The 21545-nt window shown below is 52.3% G+C and carries 14 protein-coding genes; 6 read left to right on the forward strand and 8 right to left on the reverse strand.

Annotated features, from left to right (window positions below; genetic code table 11):
- Positions 1 to 122 precede the first annotated feature (122 nt).
- The 6 genes from QEH52_RS09720 (at position 123) to QEH52_RS09745 (ending at position 14082) form a co-directional block, all read left to right on the forward strand.
- Entirely contained in the window at positions 123 to 6395 is a 6273-nt protein-coding gene (locus tag QEH52_RS09720) for an SDR family NAD(P)-dependent oxidoreductase (RefSeq protein WP_308950071.1), read from the forward strand.
- Between the two features lie 54 nt (positions 6396 to 6449).
- Positions 6450 to 7847 carry a class I SAM-dependent methyltransferase gene (locus QEH52_RS09725; protein WP_308950072.1) on the forward strand — a complete coding sequence of 466 codons (1398 nt, stop codon included), beginning with the start codon at positions 6450 to 6452 and terminating at the stop codon, positions 7845 to 7847.
- A 110-nt stretch (positions 7848 to 7957) separates the two neighbouring features.
- Positions 7958 to 10564, forward strand: coding sequence for an ATP-binding protein (locus QEH52_RS09730; protein WP_308950073.1), 2607 nt, complete (start codon positions 7958 to 7960; stop codon positions 10562 to 10564).
- Positions 10561 to 11625 carry a response regulator gene (locus QEH52_RS09735; protein ID WP_308950075.1) on the forward strand — a complete coding sequence of 355 codons (1065 nt, stop codon included), beginning with the start codon at positions 10561 to 10563 and terminating at the stop codon, positions 11623 to 11625. The genes QEH52_RS09730 and QEH52_RS09735 overlap by 4 nt, the downstream gene beginning before the upstream one ends.
- Positions 11626 to 11705: 80 nt before the next feature.
- A complete protein-coding gene (locus QEH52_RS09740) occupies positions 11706 to 12890 on the forward strand; it encodes a response regulator (RefSeq protein WP_308950076.1) in 1185 nt (394 codons plus the stop codon).
- Positions 12891 to 12987: 97 nt separating this feature from the next.
- Entirely contained in the window at positions 12988 to 14082 is a 1095-nt protein-coding gene (locus QEH52_RS09745; RefSeq protein WP_308950078.1) for a response regulator, read from the forward strand.
- Positions 14083 to 14127: 45 nt separating this feature from the next.
- Here QEH52_RS09745 and QEH52_RS09750 read toward each other — a convergent pair whose 3' ends face one another.
- From QEH52_RS09750 to mce, 8 genes are all read right to left on the reverse strand, one after another.
- Positions 14128 to 14385, reverse strand: coding sequence for a VF530 family protein (locus tag QEH52_RS09750; RefSeq protein ID WP_308950080.1), 258 nt, complete (start codon positions 14383 to 14385; stop codon positions 14128 to 14130).
- Between the two features lie 21 nt (positions 14386 to 14406).
- Positions 14407 to 15375, reverse strand: coding sequence for a methylmalonyl Co-A mutase-associated GTPase MeaB (gene meaB / locus QEH52_RS09755; protein WP_308950082.1), 969 nt, complete (start codon positions 15373 to 15375; stop codon positions 14407 to 14409).
- Between the two features lie 28 nt (positions 15376 to 15403).
- A complete protein-coding gene (locus QEH52_RS09760) occupies positions 15404 to 16915 on the reverse strand; it encodes a butyryl-CoA:acetate CoA transferase (RefSeq protein WP_308950083.1) in 1512 nt (503 codons plus the stop codon).
- A gap of 51 nt (positions 16916 to 16966) precedes the next feature.
- On the reverse strand, positions 16967 to 18472 hold the full coding sequence (locus QEH52_RS09765; protein WP_308950085.1) for a sodium ion-translocating decarboxylase subunit beta: 1506 nt from the start codon (positions 18470 to 18472) through the stop codon (positions 16967 to 16969).
- Between the two features lie 130 nt (positions 18473 to 18602).
- Positions 18603 to 19001 (reverse strand): biotin/lipoyl-containing protein, encoded by a 399-nt coding sequence (locus tag QEH52_RS09770; RefSeq protein ID WP_308950087.1) that lies wholly within the window; start codon positions 18999 to 19001, stop codon positions 18603 to 18605.
- A 36-nt stretch (positions 19002 to 19037) separates the two neighbouring features.
- On the reverse strand, positions 19038 to 19475 hold the full coding sequence (locus QEH52_RS09775; RefSeq protein ID WP_308950088.1) for an OadG family transporter subunit: 438 nt from the start codon (positions 19473 to 19475) through the stop codon (positions 19038 to 19040).
- Positions 19476 to 19512: 37 nt separating this feature from the next.
- Positions 19513 to 21063 carry an acyl-CoA carboxylase subunit beta gene (locus QEH52_RS09780; protein WP_308950089.1) on the reverse strand — a complete coding sequence of 517 codons (1551 nt, stop codon included), beginning with the start codon at positions 21061 to 21063 and terminating at the stop codon, positions 19513 to 19515.
- Positions 21064 to 21116: 53 nt separating this feature from the next.
- Entirely contained in the window at positions 21117 to 21518 is a 402-nt protein-coding gene (mce, locus tag QEH52_RS09785) for a methylmalonyl-CoA epimerase (protein ID WP_308950090.1), read from the reverse strand.
- Positions 21519 to 21545 lie beyond the last annotated feature (27 nt).

Below are 21545 nucleotides of genomic sequence, written 5' to 3' on the forward strand. Positions count from 1 at the left end.
TCACATATTTTAAATATTTTGTAAAACAAAGCCAACATAGCGCAGATTTATAAAAAAATATGGCTGATAGACTCGAACTAGTTAGTCATGCTTTTCATAATACACCTTGTCTAATACACCATATGAAGATCGCGATTTTAGGGATTGGCCTACGTTTTCCACCAAACTGTAACAACCTGGATTCTTTGTGGCGCTTGCTAGAAACTGGCGGCGACGCCATTGTCCCCGTCCCCAAGGATCGCTGGGATCCACGTCGTTTTACAGACAAAGACCCCGATCGCCCCGGAAAAAACTACGTCGCTAAAGGAGGCTACCTACGGGAAAATCCGCGCCTATTCGACCCGAGTGTGTTCGGCATTTCCCCGCGTGAAGCTCATGGCTTGGACCCCCAGCAGCGGGTGCTGCTGGAAACGACCTGGGAAGCCTTTGAAGATGCAGGCATCCCGATCGAGCGACAAGATGGTGCTCGCACGGGCGTCTTTGTCGGCGGCTTTTGCCTCGATCATTTACTACAAATCAACCATCCAGCCAACCGTCTATTGGCTTCCTCGCACTCAGCCACCAGTGCGACCATGACGATTCTCTCCAATCGTCTGTCCTATGTTTTCAATTTACGAGGCCCCAGCTTCACACTCGATACGGCCTGCTCTTCCTCCTTGGTCGCCTTGCACTGTGCCTGTCAGTCCTTGATCAGCGGCGAGACCACCATGGCGCTCGCTGGGGGCGTCAATATCATGATGCGCCCGGAATTCCCCTTGATGATGAGTAAGGGGCGCTTCCTCTCCGAGCATGCCAACTGCCGCGCTTTTGACGCGTCCGCAGGCGGCTATGTCCGTGGCGAAGGTGCAGGCATGCTCTTACTCAAACCGCTCGACGCGGCTCTCGCGGATGGCGACAGCATCCATGCAGTGATCGAAGGCACGGGTGTAAACCAAGACGGACGCACCCCCGGCATCTCGCTGCCCAATAGCGAGGCACAGGAAGAATTGATGCGAGAGGTCTACACTCGCGCGGGCGTTGCGCCTGCAAAGGTCGACTACGTCGAGGCCCATGGCACCGGCACTCAAGCAGGCGACCCGCTCGAAGCCAGAGCGCTGGACTCCGTCTTTCGTGAAGGCCGCGATGCCGAACAGAAACTCCTGGTCGGCTCGATTAAGACCAACTTCGGGCATACTGAAGCCGCGGCTGGCGTAGCGGGCGTGATCAAAGCGGTGCTCGTACTCAAGCATCGGCAAGTGCCGCCCACCCTGCACTTCAAAACGCCCAATCCCAAGATTCCCTTTTCCAAATACTTATTCCGCATCGCGGATGCCAAAGAGGCCCTGCCCTCTATCAGCGAAAAGCCGGTCTTACACGTAGGGGTAAATTCCTTCGGTTACGGCGGCACCAATGGACACGTCGTGCTATCCTCCGCACCGGAGCTAGCCAGCCCCAGCCCCAGCAAGGAAGCGGAGCCGCCTTTCACACTGTTCCCGCTATCTGCTCGCAGTCCGGAAGCACTCCGTGAGAGCGCCAGTCGACTCGCATTTTACGTGCGTCGCAACAAGACCGCCTCCCTGAGTGATTTATATCATACCCTGGCGCATCGTAAATCTTTACTCAACTACCGTGCCGGCATCGTGGCATCCGACACCAAGGACTTACGCCAAAAACTCATGCTCGCCTCCAACGGCGATGAGCAGGACGGCCTACGCATTAGCAACGAACCCGTCGAAGCGACACGCCCGGTCTTCGTCTATACCGGCATGGGCCCGCAATGGTGGGCGATGGGCCGTGAGCTCTTCGAAACAGAACCTGTCTGCGCGCAAGTGCTGGACGAGGTGGAAGCGATCTTTCGTCCGCTCAGTGGCTGGTCGCTCAAAGAGGCCATGCTGGCCAAAGAAGCCGACTCGCCGATGATGAAGACCGAGGTGGCCCAACCAGCCAACTTAGTGATTCAACTCGCGCTCACACGCCTATGGCAGCAATGGGGCATTGAGCCCGCTGCAGTCATTGGTCACAGTGTGGGCGAAGTGACTTCGGCCGTAGTGGCGGGCGTCTACACTTTAGAAGAAGCCGTATTGGTCAGTTACCACCGCAGTCGTCTACAAGCCAAAGAAGCCGGCAAGGGGGGCATGCTCGCCGTCGGCCTACCGGAAGCCGAACTGGGAGAGCTGTTAACAGGACGCCCAGGTGTGTCCATCGCAGCGGTCAACAGTTTCTCTTCAGTCACGCTATCAGGCGATCACGAGGAGCTCAAAGCGATCGCAGCTGAGCTGGAAGCGCGCGAAGTCTTCCACCGCGCTCTGCGCGTGGAAGTCGCCTACCACAGTCCACAGATGGACCCCATCGAGGCGCCCATTCTCGAAGCACTGGCGAGCTTAGATCCCAAGCCGGCACGCATCCCACTGTTTTCAACCGTCAGTGCGGAGCAAAGCACTGGAGCCGAATGGACGGCTGATTACTGGTGGCGCAATGTGCGCCAGCCCGTGCGCTTCGCCAGTGGCATTCAAGCACTGATCGAACAAGAGCATTCGCTCTTTTTGGAAGTGGGCCCACACCCCGTATTAGGAAATTCGATACAAGAGGTCGCCGCCGACTCGGGTAAGCGTTGCCGCACCGTCTTCTCGCTGCGCCGCAAAGAGCCTGAGCAAGCGACCCTGCACAACAACCTAGCCGCGCTCTTCACTCTGGGCGTCACGCCCGATTGGAATGCCGTCGGCCCGCATGATGGTTCCTTCGTGCGCCTACCCAGCTACCCTTGGCAACGCCAACTCTACTGGCAAGAGACTGCGGACTCCGAAATGGACCGCATCGGCCTGCCCGGCCCGGTCTACCAAAACACTCGCATTCACGCCTCGCAAAAGACTTGGGACGTTGAAATCAACGATGCCTTTTTCCCCTTCGTGAAAGATCATAGAGTGCAAGGGCAGACGGTCTTTCCTGGCATGGGTTACATCGAAAGCGCATTGTTTTTACAAAAGTCAGTGATGGGCGAAGCCTCCACCTGCCTACGCGACGTCGACTTCGAGGCGGTTCTGATTATGGACCCCAATAAATTGCAGCGACTAGTCAGCTCACTAGACGAGCAAACAGGAGAGTTTACCATATCCAGTCGTATCGAGGGCGATGCAGAAAGCACTCGTCGCCATGCCCGCGGACGCCTTTCACCTAGGCCCTTGGAAGCGGAAACCGCCTATTTCCCAAACATTCAAACTTGGCGCGATCGCTGCCAACATCAAGTGCCCCGTAGCACTTTCTACGATCGGCTACAGCGTCGTGGTTTAGAATATGGCCCTCACTTTCGTCCGGTTCAGTCCACCCAGACAGATGGGGTCCACTTTTTAGCCGAAGTGGAGGGCATGCCTGAGACAGCCGATCCAGCGCACCTGATCCATCCTACACTCCTCGACGGAGCCCTGCAACCGGTACTCTATGTTGCCAAAGGCGAACGAATGGTTCCTGTATCCATCGCATGCCTACGCTTTCACGCATCGCCAAATACGCATAAAATCATCGCCTTCGGTTGTATTAATCACGAGACCGACACGAGCTTGAATGCCGATGTGTTTGTTTGCGATGAAACCGGTAAACCTCTAATCACAATCGAGGGCATCACTTGCCAGTCCATAGGCGGCTCTAGCGAATCCGCGCTGCCTCCCATCTATTTGCCCGATTGGCGTGCGCCCGAGCCAGTGCAGGCTGTCACAGGTTCATTCGACTGGAATGCTTGGCAGCTCATCGCAGAAGCCTCTGCTTCGGTTAATTCGCTCGAAGCCGCACTGTGCGATGCTGGCGTCCAACAACTACCCTTTACCAAGTCCAACGGAGACAGCGAACAAAGCAGCTGCTTAGATCTACAAGGCAAGGAACAACTGTTGTTTCTGCTACCAGCAATCGACGCAAGCGACGATCCTTATCAAAGCATACGAGCCCTCAACCTAAGCTTCCTCGCTCTATTGCGGGAACTGAAACAACAGGCGTTTGAAGGGCAACTCGTCCTCATCACCAACAGTCCTCCTCACGAAGCTAGCCCGAGCGTCAACGCAATCTCGGCACTGGCTGCACTGGGGCAAAATGAAATCGAAGGTTTACATACCCGTTGTATTTACCTCGCCACCAGTGATTCCAAACAAGCACTCAAATCCTTAGAGGCCGAACTGTCGCAAGAAGCCACTGGCGAAGTCTGGCTTGATCAGGACGAACGTCGCAGCCCTTGCTTAACCAAGCAGGTGCCGCAAGCGATCGAAATCGCACCCGAGCAAGTGTCCCTATCGGAGCCCGTGCACCTCGTCGCCAATGACGGCAAAAAACTAAGTGATCTGAGTTTCCAACGTTGCCAACGTGCGGTGCCACAAGCAGGCGAAGTCGAATTACGAATCCACAGTTCAGCACTCAACTATAAAGATCTATTAAAGATCTACGGTAAGCTCCATCCACTGGTCCTACGTGACACCTTCTTTGGCGAAACGCTCGGCATGGAAGTCTATGCTGAAGTCATCGCCCTAGGCGCCGATACCAGTGGTGAACTGCAAGTGGGCGATCCTGTCATCGCCCTACTTCCAGATGCATTTCGCTCCTTTGCGACCGTGCCAGAAACTTTCGTAGTTAAAGCCCCCAGCGCTTGGGGAGCAAACGCCGCCTCGATTCCTGTAGTCTATTTAACCGCCGTGCATGGCTTAGAGAAGTTGGCACGACTGCAGGCAGGCGAACGTGTCTTGATCCATCAAGCCACTGGCGGACTCGGGCTCGCCGCAATTGATGTGGCTCGCAAAGCCGGTGCCGAAATTTTCGCAACCGCGGGCAGCGAGGCGAAACGTGAATGGCTACAGCAGGCAGGCATCCAGCACGTCTTCCCTTCGCGTGACTTATCCTTTGTAGAAAGCATACTCTCCGCCACCGCTGGTGAAGGGGTCGATGTGATTCTGAGCGCCCAGACTGGACTGGCGCAAAAAGAAAGCCTGAACCTACTCAAACCAGGTGGTCGCTACATTGATGTTGGCAAAAAAGACATCATCGACGATAGCGGACTGCCACTACGCGCGTTTAATCGCAATCTACTCTTCGCTGCGGTCGACATCGATCGCCTACTGGTAGAACGCCCCGCTTACATTCGAGGTCTGATGCAAGGCATCGTCGCGGACTTCGAATCAGGCAGCTTCCAAGGCGTCGCCACGGAGTCATTCCCTGCCGCTGAGATTGAAGCCGCTTTTAACAAAATGGCACAGAGTAAGCATCAGGGTAAGATACTGATCGATTTTTTAAACGGCAGTGTCGAAACGACTCCAGCAGAGACGAGCAAGTCGGTGGCTCGTAAGACAGGTGCTTACTTAATCACAGGAGGCACTTCTGGCTTTGGTCTGGAAACAGCCAAGTGGCTGGCTCGCAAAGGTGCCGGTCGTGTTGTGCTACTCAGCCGGCGCGGTGATGCAGTGCCAGGCCTGGCGGATAAACGTGCGGCCATTGAAGAAGAAGGCGCCGAAGTCGTCGTGATCAAAGGCGATGCCACCCTTGTCGCAGACTTACAGCAAGCACGTACAGCAATGAGCACCGACGGCTTCACACCGGCAGGCATCATCCACGGTGCCATGGTGCTCGAAGATGCATTTCTCGATGAGATGGATGCTAAGCGTTTTGAAGCAGGCTTCCTGCCTAAGGTCGCGGGAGCACTTGCACTGGAGGCCGTCTTCGCCGATGCCTGTTTAGACTTCCTCGTATTTTACTCCTCGATCTCAGCGCTCATCGGTAATCGCGGTCAGGCAAATTACATCGCAGCTAACGCATTTCTCGATGCCTATGCCCTACGCCTTCGACAAAGAGGCATGCCAGCAATTTCGATCAATTGGGGCGCCCTGAAGGATTCTGGTGTGGTGGCACGCTCGGCAAGCCTCGAAGGCGCACTCGAAGCGGCCGGTGTTAAAGCACTCAGTGATGAAGAAGCCTTAGCTGCCCTCGAAGTCGTGCTGCAAGCGGATACCGCCCGCGCGGCAGCAATCGACCTCGACTGGCAGGTCTGGAAACAAGCCCACCCCAAGCTGGCGCAAGACCCTCGCTTTCTGGAGCATGCCGAAGCACCTGCTCACGGCCTAGAAAACGAAACCGCTCAAAAATTACTTGCGGAAATCATCGAGCTCAAACAGGATGAAAAATCCGCACGGCTCGAGCGGGAAATCGCCGAGGTTCTTTCCAACGTGCTCAAAGTATCCGCTGACACCGTCAAACCTGAAGCACGCCTGACCGACATGGGCGTCGACTCACTTCTAATGCTGGAATTAAGCCTTGGCCTCAAAGAACGCACCGGCATTCCATTCACCGCCATGGAGCTGCTCAAAGGCCCCAACGTCCGAGAACTGGCCCAAGTGCTGCTTGCAAGATTAAGCGGTCAAGATACCTCTACCAATCTTCCTCCAAACTAAATCTACTCTTCGGTTCTTCGCCGATCACTAACATTCATCCCTCTCTCTAATATCGTGGAACAGTCTATCTCTGGCATCGACAGTGTCGTCTCCTTCTCCAACAATCAGGGTGCAAAAGGCCGTGGCACCCTCGTGCACGTCTCGCGGTCTATGGCAGTGTTCGAGGTTTATAATCCTTTCTCGATTGTTCAGTTGAGTGAGGTCTTAAAAGAAATTGTGATCATGCGCGGCGAGCGTATAATCTACCGCGGTAAAGGCGTGGTTACCAGTATTGTAACTACCGGCTTGATGACCATTGTCTCAGCCACATTTACAGACAGTTGGAAAGACCCCGGTGCCCTGCGCCCGAATAAGACACTTGAGGACGAAATTGAGAGCTTCATCGATGGCTGGGAGAAAGGTCACGACCTCTCTGCGTCATATCAGTTGGTGGTCAATAAAATGTCCAATTTCTTCGCAGAAATCAGCCGTTGGCTAGAAGAGGTTGAAGTCGCACTCTTAGAGGACTTTGATAGCAACGACGCTGAAAGCATTCAGTTCAAGAACAGTGTCGAGAAGCCTGTGCTGGAGAAAATGATTGAGTTTTATCGTCTTTTTGAAGCTGAAGCTGCGAAGATTCCACAAGAAGAAGTCAGCCTGTATAAAGCCTTTGCACGGCGCGAATTGCACCCATTCATTCTCTGTGCCCCCTTTGCCCACCGCTCATTTACCAAGCCACTCGGTTACGCTGGAGACTACGAAATGGTGAATATGATGCTCAAGGAATCTCCGAGTAAGGGTAACAACGCCTACGCTCAGATCGTCAATGACCTCCACACCAATGTGCCTGCCTGTATCGCGCACTGCAATCGGATCGACTTCTTAGTCGAATCACTAGGTGACGTGGTCAACAAGGTGCAGGAAGAAATGCGCGTTTGTAATATTCTCAACGTTGGCTGTGGCCCGGCCGTTGAAGTTCAGCGCTTCATCCGGGACAACGAGCTATCCGAAGAATGTGTATTCACTCTAATGGACTTTAGCGAGGAAACCCTCGAATATACAAATGGGCGCATCAAAGAAGCCATGGCCAAATCTGGACATCAACCCGTCGTGAACACGATCAAGCGCTCCATCGACGAGTTGCTAAAAGATGTCCACGATAATGATGCCGAAATCTTGCCAACCTATGATCTTGTGTACTGTGCCGGCCTCTTTGATTACTTTCCCGACAATGTCTGCCGCAATCTAATCAGCCTGTACTACCGCTGGGTAAAGCCAGGCGGTCGCTTAATCGCAACGAACGTAACGCCAAGTAATCCGGAGCGTTACACACAGGAACACCTGCTGGAATGGTATCTCATCTATCGTGATGAAGAAACGATGGCATCGCTCGCCCCGCATGGCACCCAACCTGTGATCGAACTGGACGAAACAGGCGTCAACATCTTCCTGACGATTCATAAAGAAAACTAATGTCGACCGCTCATACAGAAAGCTTGCGAGGGGGACGACTTTCTATTCGTAAAATACTAGACAGGTTCTCAAACCTACTAGGGAGGACGGAACCTGTAGACAGCGAGCTAATGGCTGCGTATCAAGAAACAGATACCGAGCGCAGGCGCGTGCGCTTACACATCGGTATTTGGATTTCAACGATCGGCATGCTCGCGGGGGTGACACTCGACTATTTTGTGTATCCACAGCATTTGGCCATGCTGTTTGCCATTAGGCTCGTCGCGACACTAGTCTTGTTCCTGCTGCTCTTTGTTTTAAAGAAAGCCAAAACGAATCGCTCTTTAATTAAGAACTTAGGGATCACGATGGCATTCGTGGACAACCTCGCATTTATCGCGATGATCTTTTGCCTTGGTGGCGCAGTATCAACCTACTATGCAGGCATCAATCTCGTACTGCTGGCCATGTCAGTGCTACTCCCCTGGACCTTCAAAGAAACTTCCGCAGTCTGCCTAGGCTCGATTGCACTGTATGCGCTTGCTTGTATTTTCGAAGGCAACCTCTCACAAGCAGGAGTCTTCTCTAGCTTTTTCAACAACACTTACTTCCTGACGATCACTAGCATAATATGCGTAATTTCCGCACACATACAATCGCGTGCGCGATTTAGTGATTTCGAATTGCGCCACAGCCTCGACAAACGCAACCACGAGCTCCAAACTCTGGACCGTTTGAAGACAAATTTCTTTTCAAACGTCACGCACGAACTGCGCACCCCGCTCGCACTCATTCTAGGACCTATAGATAACGTCTTAAAAGGACGAGAGAAACTAGCCGACCGCCAGCACGAAAATCTATTAGTTGCTCAAAGAAATTCACTACGCTTGCTCAAACTAATTAACGACCTACTGGACCTCACTCGTATGGAGCAAGGAGATAACGTGCTTTCCAAAAAGACACTCAAACTAAAGAGCTACTTGGTCGAAATTGTCGACTCCGTCCGCCACCTCGCCACCGCCAAAGGTGTCAGCCTCCGCGTCGAGCCCCACAGCGAATCGATCTATCTCGAAGCCGATCCCGCCAGGATGGAAAAGGTCATTCTCAACCTACTGACTAATGCGATCAAATTTACCAGTCGTGGAGGATCGATCAAAGTCGGTTACCATGCACTTCCTGATGAAAAGATCGCAATTTACGTAGAAGACGACGGGGCCGGCATCCGCAAGGAGGATCTGGAAAAGATTTTCGACCGCTTTTACCAAGTCTCTGGTGAAGGTGGCTCGAGTGAACAAGGCGTCGGCATCGGCCTAGCTCTGGCCAAAGAGCTCATTGAGCAACACGACGGCCAACTTGAAGTCGAAAGCGAGCCTCAAAAGGGCTCTCGCTTCACTATGATTTTACCGGGCGCACTGCCTTTGAGTACTCGCTCGCCCGATGTCGTGCCCCACGGGCCGCGGGAGGTGATTGAAAGCTCGACGCAACATACAAACGACATGGACCAACCCCTCTTGCAAGCCTTCCGCTCAGCCGACCGCACCTTAGTCAATCGCAACACGGAAACCGATGAAATTTCTGTATCCGGCAGCGGTGACCAAGTCGTATTGGTCATCGAAGACGAGCCCGATATGATGCGCTACATCACCAGCTTGCTAAACGAACACTTTAAACTGGTGAGTGCACGCGATGGACGCAATTTAGAGTATTTAATCGAAACCTATAATCCGCAGTTGATCCTACTCGACTGGATGCTTCCTGGCCGTGACGGCCTCAGCCTGTGCCGAGAGATCCGTAAGAATAGCAGCAACAATGCACGCAAGGTGGTGATGCTCACCGCCCGTGTCGACGAAGAGTCCAAAGTACATGCCTTGGAAGCGGGCGCCGACGACTTCCTACTCAAGCCATTTAGCAGTATCGAGCTCATTACCCGCATAAATAACCTGATACGGAATGCCACACTGCAAATCAGCCTCAAGCAATCCAACCTCGAGCTAAAAGAAACTCTGCAAAGACTGCAAGAAACCGAGGCTCACCTCATTCAAAGTGAGAAAATGAACGCGCTCGGCTCCCTATCTGCTGGACTGCTGCACGAGATCAATAATCCTCTCAACTACGTATTCTCAGGTATTCAAATTCTGGAAATGCAAAACGACAGTTTCGATGATGAAACCAAGGAAATGATTGGTGACATCAAAGAAGGGCTGGTGCGCGTGAATGACGTGATGAAGGACTTGACCACTTTCGCCTATCCCGAAAAGCCCGGTCAGGTATCTGAATTCCCTCTCATCGAAGCTTTCCGAGCCGCTGAAAAAATCACTTCTAAAGAAACGATGGACGTCGAAGTCGAAGTCGACATGCCCAGTGAATTGATGGTCAAAGGTCAAAAAACTCAGCTAATGCACGTGTTCATCAACCTGCTCACTAATGCCGGCAAAGCATTAGTGGAGCACCCCAGCGAGCGAGAAAAAAAGATTAAAGTGAATGCAGAACGCATTGAAGACAGCATCAAAGTGGTCTTCCACGACAATGGGGTCGGCATTCCAGAGCCAGTGCGTGAACGTATTTTCGAACCCTTTTTCACCACCCGCGACGTTGGCAAAGGCATGGGCATGGGGCTATCAATTTGCCGAACGATCATCGAAAACCACGGCGGTTCCATTTCGGTCGACTCCAAAGTTGACCACCACACCATCTTCACTATCCATATTCCAGCAACGAAGGCAAACGATCTAAAATGAGCAACAACGACTCCCCCACACTACCCGGCATTCTTTACGTAGATGACGAAACACAAGCCCTCAAATACTTCGCGATGGCTTTTAAAAAAGATTACCGCGTCTTCACTGCCGACAACGGCCAGTCGGGCCTCGATATTCTCGAAGAGCACCATGCGGACATCTCGATCATCGTTTCTGATCAACGTATGCCTGAGATGGCAGGCGTCGATTTCTTATCGAAGGTGCGTGCTCGCCATCCCCGCAAAGTGCGTATTCTCACCACTGCCTACTCCGACCTAGAGAGTGCGATCCGCTCAGTCAACGACGGCAAGATCTACCAATATGTAACCAAGCCCTGGGACTTGCAGGACTTCAAAATGGTGCTCAAGCGCGCCTTTGATTACTACAGTATATTATCAGAGCGCGATCAATTGATGAGCTTAAAGATGAGCACCTTGCAGCGCATCATTCTTGCTGACCGCTTAAAGACGCTGACTGGCGTCGCTCATGCGGATTGTATTCAAGAATCGGCCATTTTTGCAGATACATTAGTCGCAATTGTAGAGGCCCTGCCTCGCAGCTTCGACGTAAATCCGGCATCTGGAGGCGCCGCAATGCTCCAGCACGGTCTCGCCACTTTCATGAAACAGGAGCGATGCGCGAACGCCGTGATCCTAAAAGACTGGCAAGCCTCCGATTTTGACCTACAAACTCGCATTGCAGCCTTAAGTTCCACGGCAAGTTCCTCCGATACGGATACCACACTGCAACTATCCATTGAAGAAACTAACGAAAGCCTCAAGATACGCGTTCAACTGGGAACTCTCACCGCACAAGAACTATTAAACACTTGCTTAGGCATACTTTGCGAAGCAAAGCCGTCCCCACTGGCACTCAGCTTTTTTCAATTAGTCGCTGCGGCACATCGTGCAGGCAAATCAGTCCAACTATGCACAGAGATTAACGACGAATCTAACGAGTTATTGTCGATTGCAGCTACGACCCAAGCCGAGGCAGAACATTTAGAAGAAATACTTGCCAAACTCTATGATCGTTGGGATACTGAGACATTGGGATTTTAACCTCCCTGCCGCGTCCCACTCAGAGACGCGGCAATTTTCACGTTTCTTTCACGTATCCAATCAGCTCTAATTCCGCGATCATGGTAGATTTTTTAGCACAGCGCCCAGGCGTGCTCTTCGTCGACGACGAGGAGAATGCACTCAAGGTATTTCGGAGAGCCTTCGAACGTGACTTTGAGGTATATACCGCACTCTCCGCCGACCAAGGACTCGCTGTACTCGACAAAAAAGCGCAAAAGATCAGTGTGGTCATCACCGATCAACGCATGCCCCAACGTAGCGGCATTGCCATGCTCTCAGAAGTGCGCCGCCGCTACCCAGAGAAGGTGCGTTTGCTCACGACTGCCTACACCCAGGTAGACACCCTTGTCGACGCCATTAACGAGGGCGCGGTCTACAGCTTTATCTCCAAGCCTTGGGACTTAAACAATCTTCGTAAAGAGATCCTATCGGCCATCGAGTCCTATTCCACAGCTAACGAGCAACGCAATCTGTTAGCTGGGCGTATCGATGAACTCAAGCAAGCGGTACTCGACGAAAAGATCATGGAGATTGGCAATGTGGCGGTCAACCTGAGCCACTATGTCGATAACGCTCTTTGCCCGATCGAATTGCTCATTTCAAAAATCGAAGAAGATTTGGGCGGCCACTCAAATGCATTGGCCAAAACTGAGGATCGCTCGACCTACCTGGACTTCCTAAAGCGCATACGCATCCACATTCGCTCGACCAGCAGCCAAATTTCGCGCCTGCACCAAGCCAATACGCGCCTCAACCCCGCGAGTTTCACGCACATTGACCTCAACACGATTTACGACCAAGCGATCGAGGCCAATCAGGTATTAATGAATGGTAAAGACATTCGTATCGAGCGCCTACAGGGCTCCGAGCAATGCCAGATTTGGGGCGATCAAGAACGACTGTCAGACTTATTTAATTTCTTAATCGCCGAAGAGGTGGTCTCGTTGCCCGAATCCTCTTCCGCAAAGATCGGCATCTCTCACATGCCCGAGCAACAATCCGTCCAAATCACTCTTGAAGACCGCGGCCCCGTGCCGGAGGACGTATCTCCCTCGCACCTACTCTATCCTTTCAACGTGCGAAGTGGAGATCCGCGCCAAATGGGCGTATTCCTAATTTGCGCCTATTTCATCGTACGCAGCCACGGTGGCAGCATGCAAACCACTCTACGTGAAGGCGGCGGGGTACGATTCATATTCGATCTCCCCATCAATGCTCCATCTGCAACGAGAATCGAAAGCTGAAATAGAATTGCAGATTGACTATTTAACGACCGAATACAGGATAATAATCCTTTCACTACCGTTTTCACGCTACCTAATTTCTACCAAGCATTAGTTCATGTTATTAAAAAATGTTCTTGTCGTCGACGACGAACCACTGATGCGGGAGGCTCTAGACTTAAGCCTCCGGAGTGAATTCAAGGTAGTCAAGGCAAGCTCTGGAGCCGAAGCGCTCGAATTGAGCGAACTTCACGACTTTCCAGTGGTAGTCTTAGACCTACGCATGGAGGGCCTCGACGGGATTGCCACGCTAAAGAAGCTGCGCCAGAAGAATGCGCATCAGAAGATCATTATATTAACTGCGCACCAATCAATGGATTCCGCGATCAAAGCGATCAATCTAGGGGCGCACGGCTACATGACAAAGCCTTGTGATTTTAATGAGCTAAAATCTTTACTCTCTAAGGCGCATGATCGCTATTACGAAGAGCAAATGCGTACGGAAGAGTTGAGAACACGTCTGATGGAAATGCACGACGACCTGTTCTCCCTACTCTGCCATGAGTTCAACACGCCACTCAATGGAATCATTGGCTTTTCTTCGATTTTAAGAGAAGAGCTTGAAGACGAAGAAAATAAACGGATGGCCAGTTTCATCGAAGATTCTGCCGAAAACCTCCACAGTGTCTTCGTTGAAATCCTTGATCACGTGCAAAGCAAGCTCCCTGCGCAACCCGAGCCCAAAAGCTCCTTTGCAATGGGGGATCTGACTAATTACCTCGAATCTAAACGCGAAGATTGGAAGCGTGAATTCGAACTGGTGGGAAAAGCATGGCTAGAGGAACTGCTTGTGCGCGGCTCCTTTCATTCGATGACAGCGATCATCTCCAAATTGATTTTAGCAAGCTGTCCTGTAACGGCTCCGCTACAGATCAGCGCCCAAAGCTGCGATAAACAGATTGTATTCAACTTCACGAATCTCGACTTAGAGTCGCGTTTTGGTTTCCTAGACGATCCCAACACGGTTTTTTCGCCCTACAGCACCTCAAAGTTCGCACGTCGCAGTTTTGATTCTGGAGTCGGCCTGCACTTGGCGACCTCCAAAAACCTCGCAGAAACTGCGGGCATGGAACTTTTGGCCAAGAAAAACGAAAGTGGCTTGATCGATATCGATCTCAAGGTCGATATCGCGAGTGAGGCAGCGCAAGATTAAGGACGACCTCATTAAGGCCTAGGCGCTGAACCTTGAGAGATGAGCTTACGATTCTTCTACAGCCTCCGCCTCCTCGTCGCCGTAAGTCTCCAGGGTATAAATAAAGAGGTCTTCGACTTTTTTGCGGGCCCAAGGCGTTTTGCGTAAAAACTTGAGACTCGATTTGATCGAGGGGTCAAACATGAAGCAGCGCACTTCCAAGCGCTCCGCAAGGCCCTCCCATCCGTAGAATTCCTGTAGGCTGACGAGAATCTTCTCGAGCGTTAATCCGTGCAGCGGGTTGTTGATTTGTTCTTTGGCCATTAAATTGTAGAAAGAGACGAGCTACTCGCCGAGCAATTCATCTAAAGCAACAGAGACCGGCATTTGGCCGCCGCGCACTGCAGAGGCCATGCGTTGAATCTGCTCCCCATGAGCGGCGCGATAACGTTCCATCACAATCGATTGCAACAAGGAATCGAACCAGTCGACATTTTGCTCGCTGCGGCGGGCCTCAAAGACCCCACTCTCACAGAGTTGATCGCGAAAGCCCTCGATCAATTCCCAAACCCTTTCGATGCCCTCTGAGTTGAGCGCAGAACAGGTCAATGCCTTCGGCTTCCAGCCCGGAGTGAAGGGATGCAGGAAGTGTAGGACCTTAGTGTATTCGACTTTAGCAAGTTTGGCGCGCATTTTATTATCGCCGTCAGCTTTGTTGACCACGATGGCATCTGCGAGCTCAATTACTCCTTTTTTGATCCCCTGCAACTCATCACCCGCACCGGCGATTTGTAACAAGAGGAAGAAATCTGTCATAGTGCGCACAGCTGTCTCGCTCTGGCCCACACCGACGGTTTCGACTAAAATCACATCGTAACCAGCCGCCTCGCAAAGCAGTAGAGCTTCCCGCGTGCGCGCCGCCACTCCACCCAGTGAATTACCCGAGGGTGAAGGCCGAATGAAGGCGTTTTCATGTCGAGCAAGATCCTCCATGCGTGTCTTATCACCGAGTATACTGCCTCCTGTGCGCGAGCTGCTGGGATCGACCGCGAGCACCGCTACCTTTTTACCACGTCCACAGAGCATCATCCCCAAGGCTTCAATAAAGGTACTCTTTCCTGCCCCGGGCGTGCCCGTCAAGCCAACACGCAGCGCCCCACCCGTATACGGGAGAATGGCCTGCATCAGTTCACGTGCGGGCGCACGGTGCTTGGGTGCACGACTTTCCACCAAGGTGATGGCTTGAGCGAGCGAAGCTCGATCGCTGGCACGAATGCCAGCGATGAGCTTCGGAATATCGGGCGGTTTACGCATGATTATATTAGAGAAACTGAAACGTTCTTTACTTGCTATACTTCGAGCTCCAGTCCACACCGCGCATGTCTTTTTTCTCCATGAAGGCTTCGTGCATCGCGAAAGCAGTGCGAAGTGTCTGTGGCGTATGCCCGGCCTTAACATCGTCGAAGTAAGCGTGCAATTGATCGCGATACTCTGGATGGGCACACTTATCTACGATTTCACGCGCTCGTTCGGCAGGATCTTTGCCACGCAAGTCCGCAATGCCTTGATCAGTGATCAGCACTTGCACACTGTGCTCACTGTGATCGAGGTGAGCGACCATCGGCACGATGGTGCTGATGGCGCCTCCCTTGGCAACTGAAGGACAAGTGAAGATGGAGATGTATGCATTACGAGTAAAGTCACCAGAGCCACCGATCCCGTTCATCAGGTTATTCCCCATCACGTGAGTGGAGTTAATATTGCCCCAAATGTCGGCTTCGATCGCAGTGTTAATCGAAATCACACCGATACGGCGCACCACTTCAGGGTGATTCGAAATTTCCTGCGGGCGCAGCACCATGCGTTGCTTAAAGAACTCTAGGTCTTCATACACTTCCTTCAACACTGGTGGCGATACGGTCAACGAAGTGGCACTACCAAACTTAATATCACCACTACGCATCAAGCCGATCACACTATCCTGAATGACTTCGGAATACATCTCGAAAGGAGGAATATTCGGATTGGCCCCCAGCGCACCAAGCACCGCATTGGCAATATTACCCACGCCCGACTGAATCGGTAAAAACTCTTTAGGAATACGGCCTGCTTTCAATTCTTCCGCGAGGAAGGTCGCGACGTTCTCACCGATTTGCTTCGTCACTTCGTCGGTTTCCTTGAAGCCACCGACTTCATCCGGGCGGTTGGTTTTAACGATACCCAGGATCTTTGCAGGATCGACTTTCAACACGGGGCTACCACAGCGATCGGAGCAGCTATAGATCGGAACCTCACGACGATGCGGCGGATCCAATGGCTCATAAATATCGTGTAAGCCCTCAAGTCCCGCAGGGTGTGCTTCGTTAAGTTCGATCAGAATCTTGTCCGCCACATTACAGAATGTGTTGGAAGCACCCACACTGGTGGTGAGCACGATCTCGCCCTCTTCGCTAACAGAGGCGGCTTCGACCACAGCAAACTTAATCTTTCCGAGGAAACCATAGCGCGCGGCTTGTGGCAGCATCGAAAGGTGCATGTCGTAAAAGCAAGTTTCCCCCTTATTAATCTGTGCCCGCAGGTCTTTGCAGCTTTGATAAGGCGTGCGAAAGAGCACTGCATTGGCACGTGCCAACTCACCATCCAGGCTGTCGCCTGTCGACGCTCCAGTCACCACTCCGATCTTAAAATCGCGACCAGCTTCGTGCTCCTTGCTCGCGCGCGCCGCAATCGCGGTCGGGATGTCTTTAGCGGCACCGGCTGGAGTGAATCCACTGAAACCGATAATGTCGCCGTCGTTAATAAGATCAGCTGCCTCTGCGGCAGTGATGATAGGATAGGTGCTTACTGTTGGCATGACTAATTTACTATTTGAGTGCTAAATAATAGGAATGAAATGAAATGATAATTAATGAGTGCCGCCAAACATAGTTAGGAAGAATCCAGCGACAAGTGCCGTTCCGATCACCCCAGCAACATTGGGTCCCATAGCGTGCATGAGCAGGAAGTTGCCTGGATCTGCCTTCTGGCCTTCAACTTGACTGACACGGGCAGCCATCGGCACGGCGCTCACACCCGCGGAACCAATCAGCGGATTGATCTTATTCTTGGAAAACAGATTCATGACTTTAGCCATGACAATACCAGAGGCCGTGGCGACGCCAAACGCAGCCACACCTAGCACTAGGATACCCAGTGTTTCACTGCGCAAAAAGCGGTCCCCAGTCATAGTAATCCCCACACTGGCTCCAAGGAAAATTGTAATAACATTGATCAATTCGTTTTGAGCGGCCTTGTTGAGGCGCTCAGTCACCTTACACTCACGTAAGAAATTACCAAACATAAGCATGCCGATCAAAGGCGCGGCTGGTGGGACTAGCAAGATACAAGCAATGGTCACGATCACACCGAAGACGAGCTTCTCCAAGCGACTGACCGGACGCAGGCTCTTCATGCGAATCTTACGTTCTTTCTCAGTAGTGAGAGCACGCATGATTGGCGGTTGAATGACCGGCACCAATGCCATGTAACTGTATGCTGCCACGGCAATCGGAGCAAGCAACTCAGGCGCCAACGAATTGGCCAAGAAAATAGAAGTCGGCCCATCAGCGCCACCAATGATACCAATCGCACCCGAGGCCTCGGTCGAGAAACCGAGCAATTGTGCCCCCATAAAGGTACCGAAAACACCGAACTGTGCCGCAGCACCAAGCAGCAACACGCGTGGATTTGCGATGAGGGGCCCGAAGTCAGTCAAGGCACCGACACCAAGGAAAATGAGTGGAGGGAAGATCTCGAGCAAGATGCCCATCTGAATATAGTGAAAGAGTCCACCGGTATGATCACTATGCAGCTCACCGATCGCTTGCCCTTTCACCACATGCTCGCCTGCTTGAACAGAGTTATCAACCACACGTCCTGAAGCTTCAGCCCACACTAAAGTATCGCTCAAACGAAAGCTCTGTTGATCGAACTTAATTTCAATTGGCTTTTTATCACCCGCGACACTTTCTTGAGTGCGTAGGATGTAGAGCAAAGTGCCCTCACCAAAGCCTTCGACCACTTCACCGTCGAGGATCGACTGTAAGGTGTCTGGGTCTAAATCGCCCACGGTGGTGGGCATGACTTTTTCTACCGCATTTAAATAGACGCTCTGCCCTGCTTTAGCAGCGACGTAGACAATCTCCCCGGCATCGGGGCTACGCACAATTGCCGCGGGCTTATTGATAATGCCTTGAGTCGGCAAGTTCGCCAGAATGGCACCGAAAGCAATCGGCACCAGCAGCAAGGGCTCAAATTTCTTATAAACTGCTAAATAGAGCAGTACGCAAACGACCGCCCACATGACGAACATGCGCCAGTCGAGGTAGCCGAAGCCAGTGTTTCCGTAGAGTCGATGAAGGAGATCGATCATTGTAGTGGGGATGTGTTGAAAAAATTAAAAAGGTTCTAGAAAAATCGAAGTGGTGGCCGCGGCCGCCTGGGGAGCTTCAGACTTGATAAAATCAAGCCGGATGACTGCAGCCACCACTACGGAACTGTGTTTAGGCGACTTCGACCAGAGCTTGGCCCTCTTCGACGCCGTCACCGGCCTTCGCAAGAATCGCGGTCACCTTACCGGCAGCAGGTGCCGCCACGATGGTGTTCATCTTCATCGCCTCCAGTGTAACGAGTTTTTGACCTTCCTCCACCATATCACCAACGGCGACATCGATGGATACGACGACCGCAGCCAAGGGGCTACCCACGGCACCTCCAGCACCTGCGGCTGCGGGGGCTGCCTTAGGAGCCGCCTTTGGAGCCGCCACGGGTGCGGCGACACGTGAGCTACCTCCGGAACTGGCTCTGCGAGGTGCTGGCGCAGCAACTGCGCCACCTTCGTCTAGAATTTCAACTTCAACTTCGTAGGTCTTACCCTCGACTGTTATATTTAAGCGTTTCATGATAATATTTCCTATATAATTTAATTTTGTAAGTGTTTAGCGAACCCGGTGAGAGGAGAAGATCTGGCGACGTCCTTCTTGCGCCCATCCAGGCCCGGTCGAACGAACCGAAACGACGCGGTGAGCGCGGTCTCCCATCACGGAGTGAACCGCAGCAGCGATCACAGCGAGTATGGCTGGATCTTCAGCCTCCTCATCTACTGCAGGGGCAGAGCTAGCCGCGGCAGAAGCAGCGGGCGTTGCAGCGGCTGCAGGCTTCGAAGCGGCCGCTTTTTCAGCTGCTTGGGCAGCCTTGGCGGCATCGCGAGCGGCTTGTTTAATAAAAAAAGCGCCGATGCACGATGTCACCGCGGCGAGAAGCGCGAGGACGATCATCACAAAGAGGAAGCCCACCACAACGACACTGACTGTCGAAGGGCTCTCCACTGGCGCTGCAGCACTGACTTGTGCGAGCGTTGAATACAATGCAAACATGAGAATATACCTTTGGTTGAGTGCTAGAAGTAACGGTTTATAGGGGAATATTACCGTGCTTCTTAGGTGGACGTGTGTCACGTTTGTTCAGAGTATTACGCAGAGCCAGCGCAATTGCCGGACGCGTTTGCGAAGGCTCGATCACATCGGTAATCATCGCATTCGAAGCGGCTTGATAAGGTGAGGAGAACTCTTGGCGATACGCCTCGCAAAGTTCAGCAGCCTTCGCCTTAGGATCGTCGGCCTCTTTGATTTCCTTGCGGAAGAGGATACGGGCAGCGCCTTCGCCCCCCATCACAGCGATTTCCGCAGTCGGCCACGCGAAGACCATATCGGCCCCAAGGTCGGCCGAGCACATCGCGAGATAAGCACCTCCGTAGGCTTTACGCATGATCAATGTGATCTTAGGCACAGTTGAAGCCGCATATGCAAACAACATCTTTGCACCGTGCCGGATGATACCACCCTGCTCTTGAGCTAGACCAGGCATGAAACCAGGCACGTCAACAAGTGTAACGATGGGGATGTTATAGATATTACATGTGCGGATAAAACGTGCGCCCTTATCGGAACTATCGATGTCAAGTGTGCCGGCCTTCACCATTGGGTTGTTAGCAACGATCCCGACAACCAGACCTTCGATACGTGCAAAGCCAACGACGATGCTACGAGCAAAATCAGGCATGATTTCAAAGAAATCCCCGTCATCGACCAAGCGATCAATCACCGCCATGACATCCAGCGCTTCTTTACTTGAAGCGGGCACGATTTCGTTCATCTGCAGATCCTCGCTCATATCCAGATCTGGGAATTCATGAGGGGGATCGCTGATATTATTGCTAGGCAGGAAGGATAACAACTTGGCTGTCAGCTCCATGGCGTGCGAGTCATCATCAGCGACCAAGTGAATATTACCCGAGATACTGGCATGGGCAGCGGCCGAGGCGAATTGCTCCAGTTGAGCAGTTTCCCCGGTGGCAGACTTAATGACATCAGGACCACAGATAAACATGTTGGAATTTTCCTTAGTCATAATAAGGAAATCCGTAAGTGCAGGCGAATACGCCGCCCCACCCGCGCAAGGGCCGGCGATGACAGCAATTTGCGGCACCACCCCGGAAAGCAGCACATTCTTAAAGAAGACTTGCCCATAGCCGCTGAGCGAATCAACGCCCTCTTGGATACGTGCACCGCCGGAGTCATTCACACCAACCACGGGCATACCTGCTTCATGAGCGAAGTCCATCAGGTCACAAATCTTCTTGGCGTGAATCCGGCCCAAAGAACCACCACTCACGGTAAAGTCCTGCGCATAGGCCGCAACCGCACGACCGTCGACCAGCCCCGAGCCACAGACGACACCGTCATATGGCAATTGCTTTTTTTCCATGCCAAAACGATGGCAGGAATGTTGGGCATGCATGCCAAACTCTTGAAATGTGCCCGGTTCAAAAAACATTTCCAGGCGCTCGCGAGCTCCCATCAGTCCTTTTTCCTTACGCTTTGCTAACTTATCTGCGCCACCCGCATTGCGGGCAATTTGACGACGCTCTCTCAGTTCCTCGAGAAGTTTTGGATCAATAGCCATAATCTGTCTTTGTTAGTGTTGATGTTAAAATTTAGATTTATACCGCCCAATCTCTATTTAGGTTGGCAAAATTCAGTTAGAACGCCATGAGTTGATTTAGGATGGAGAAACGCGACCAACTTGTTAGCAGCGCCATCGATCGGCACCTCATGTATTAGGCGTAAGCCAGCGTCCGATGCTTTCTTGAGCTGCGCTTCAATACCATCTGTACCAAATGCGACGTGGTGAATGCCCTCGCCGTTCTTCTCCAAGAACTTGGCGATCGGGCTGTCCGGCGAAGTCGGCTCCAGCAACTCAATATGCACCTCGCCCGCTTCAAAGAAAGCCGTCTTCACTTTTTGAGACTCAACCTCCTCTTGCCCGTGGCAATGCAGACCAAGCGCTTCTTCATAATACTTAATGGATTCTTCGAGGCTGTTAACCGCGATTCCGAGGTGATCAATTTTTGTAATCATAAGTTTTCCTTTTGGTTTATGCGCCCA

This window comes from Thalassobacterium maritimum (assembly GCF_031127805.1).
Classification (GTDB): domain Bacteria; phylum Verrucomicrobiota; class Verrucomicrobiia; order Opitutales; family Coraliomargaritaceae; genus Thalassobacterium; species Thalassobacterium maritimum.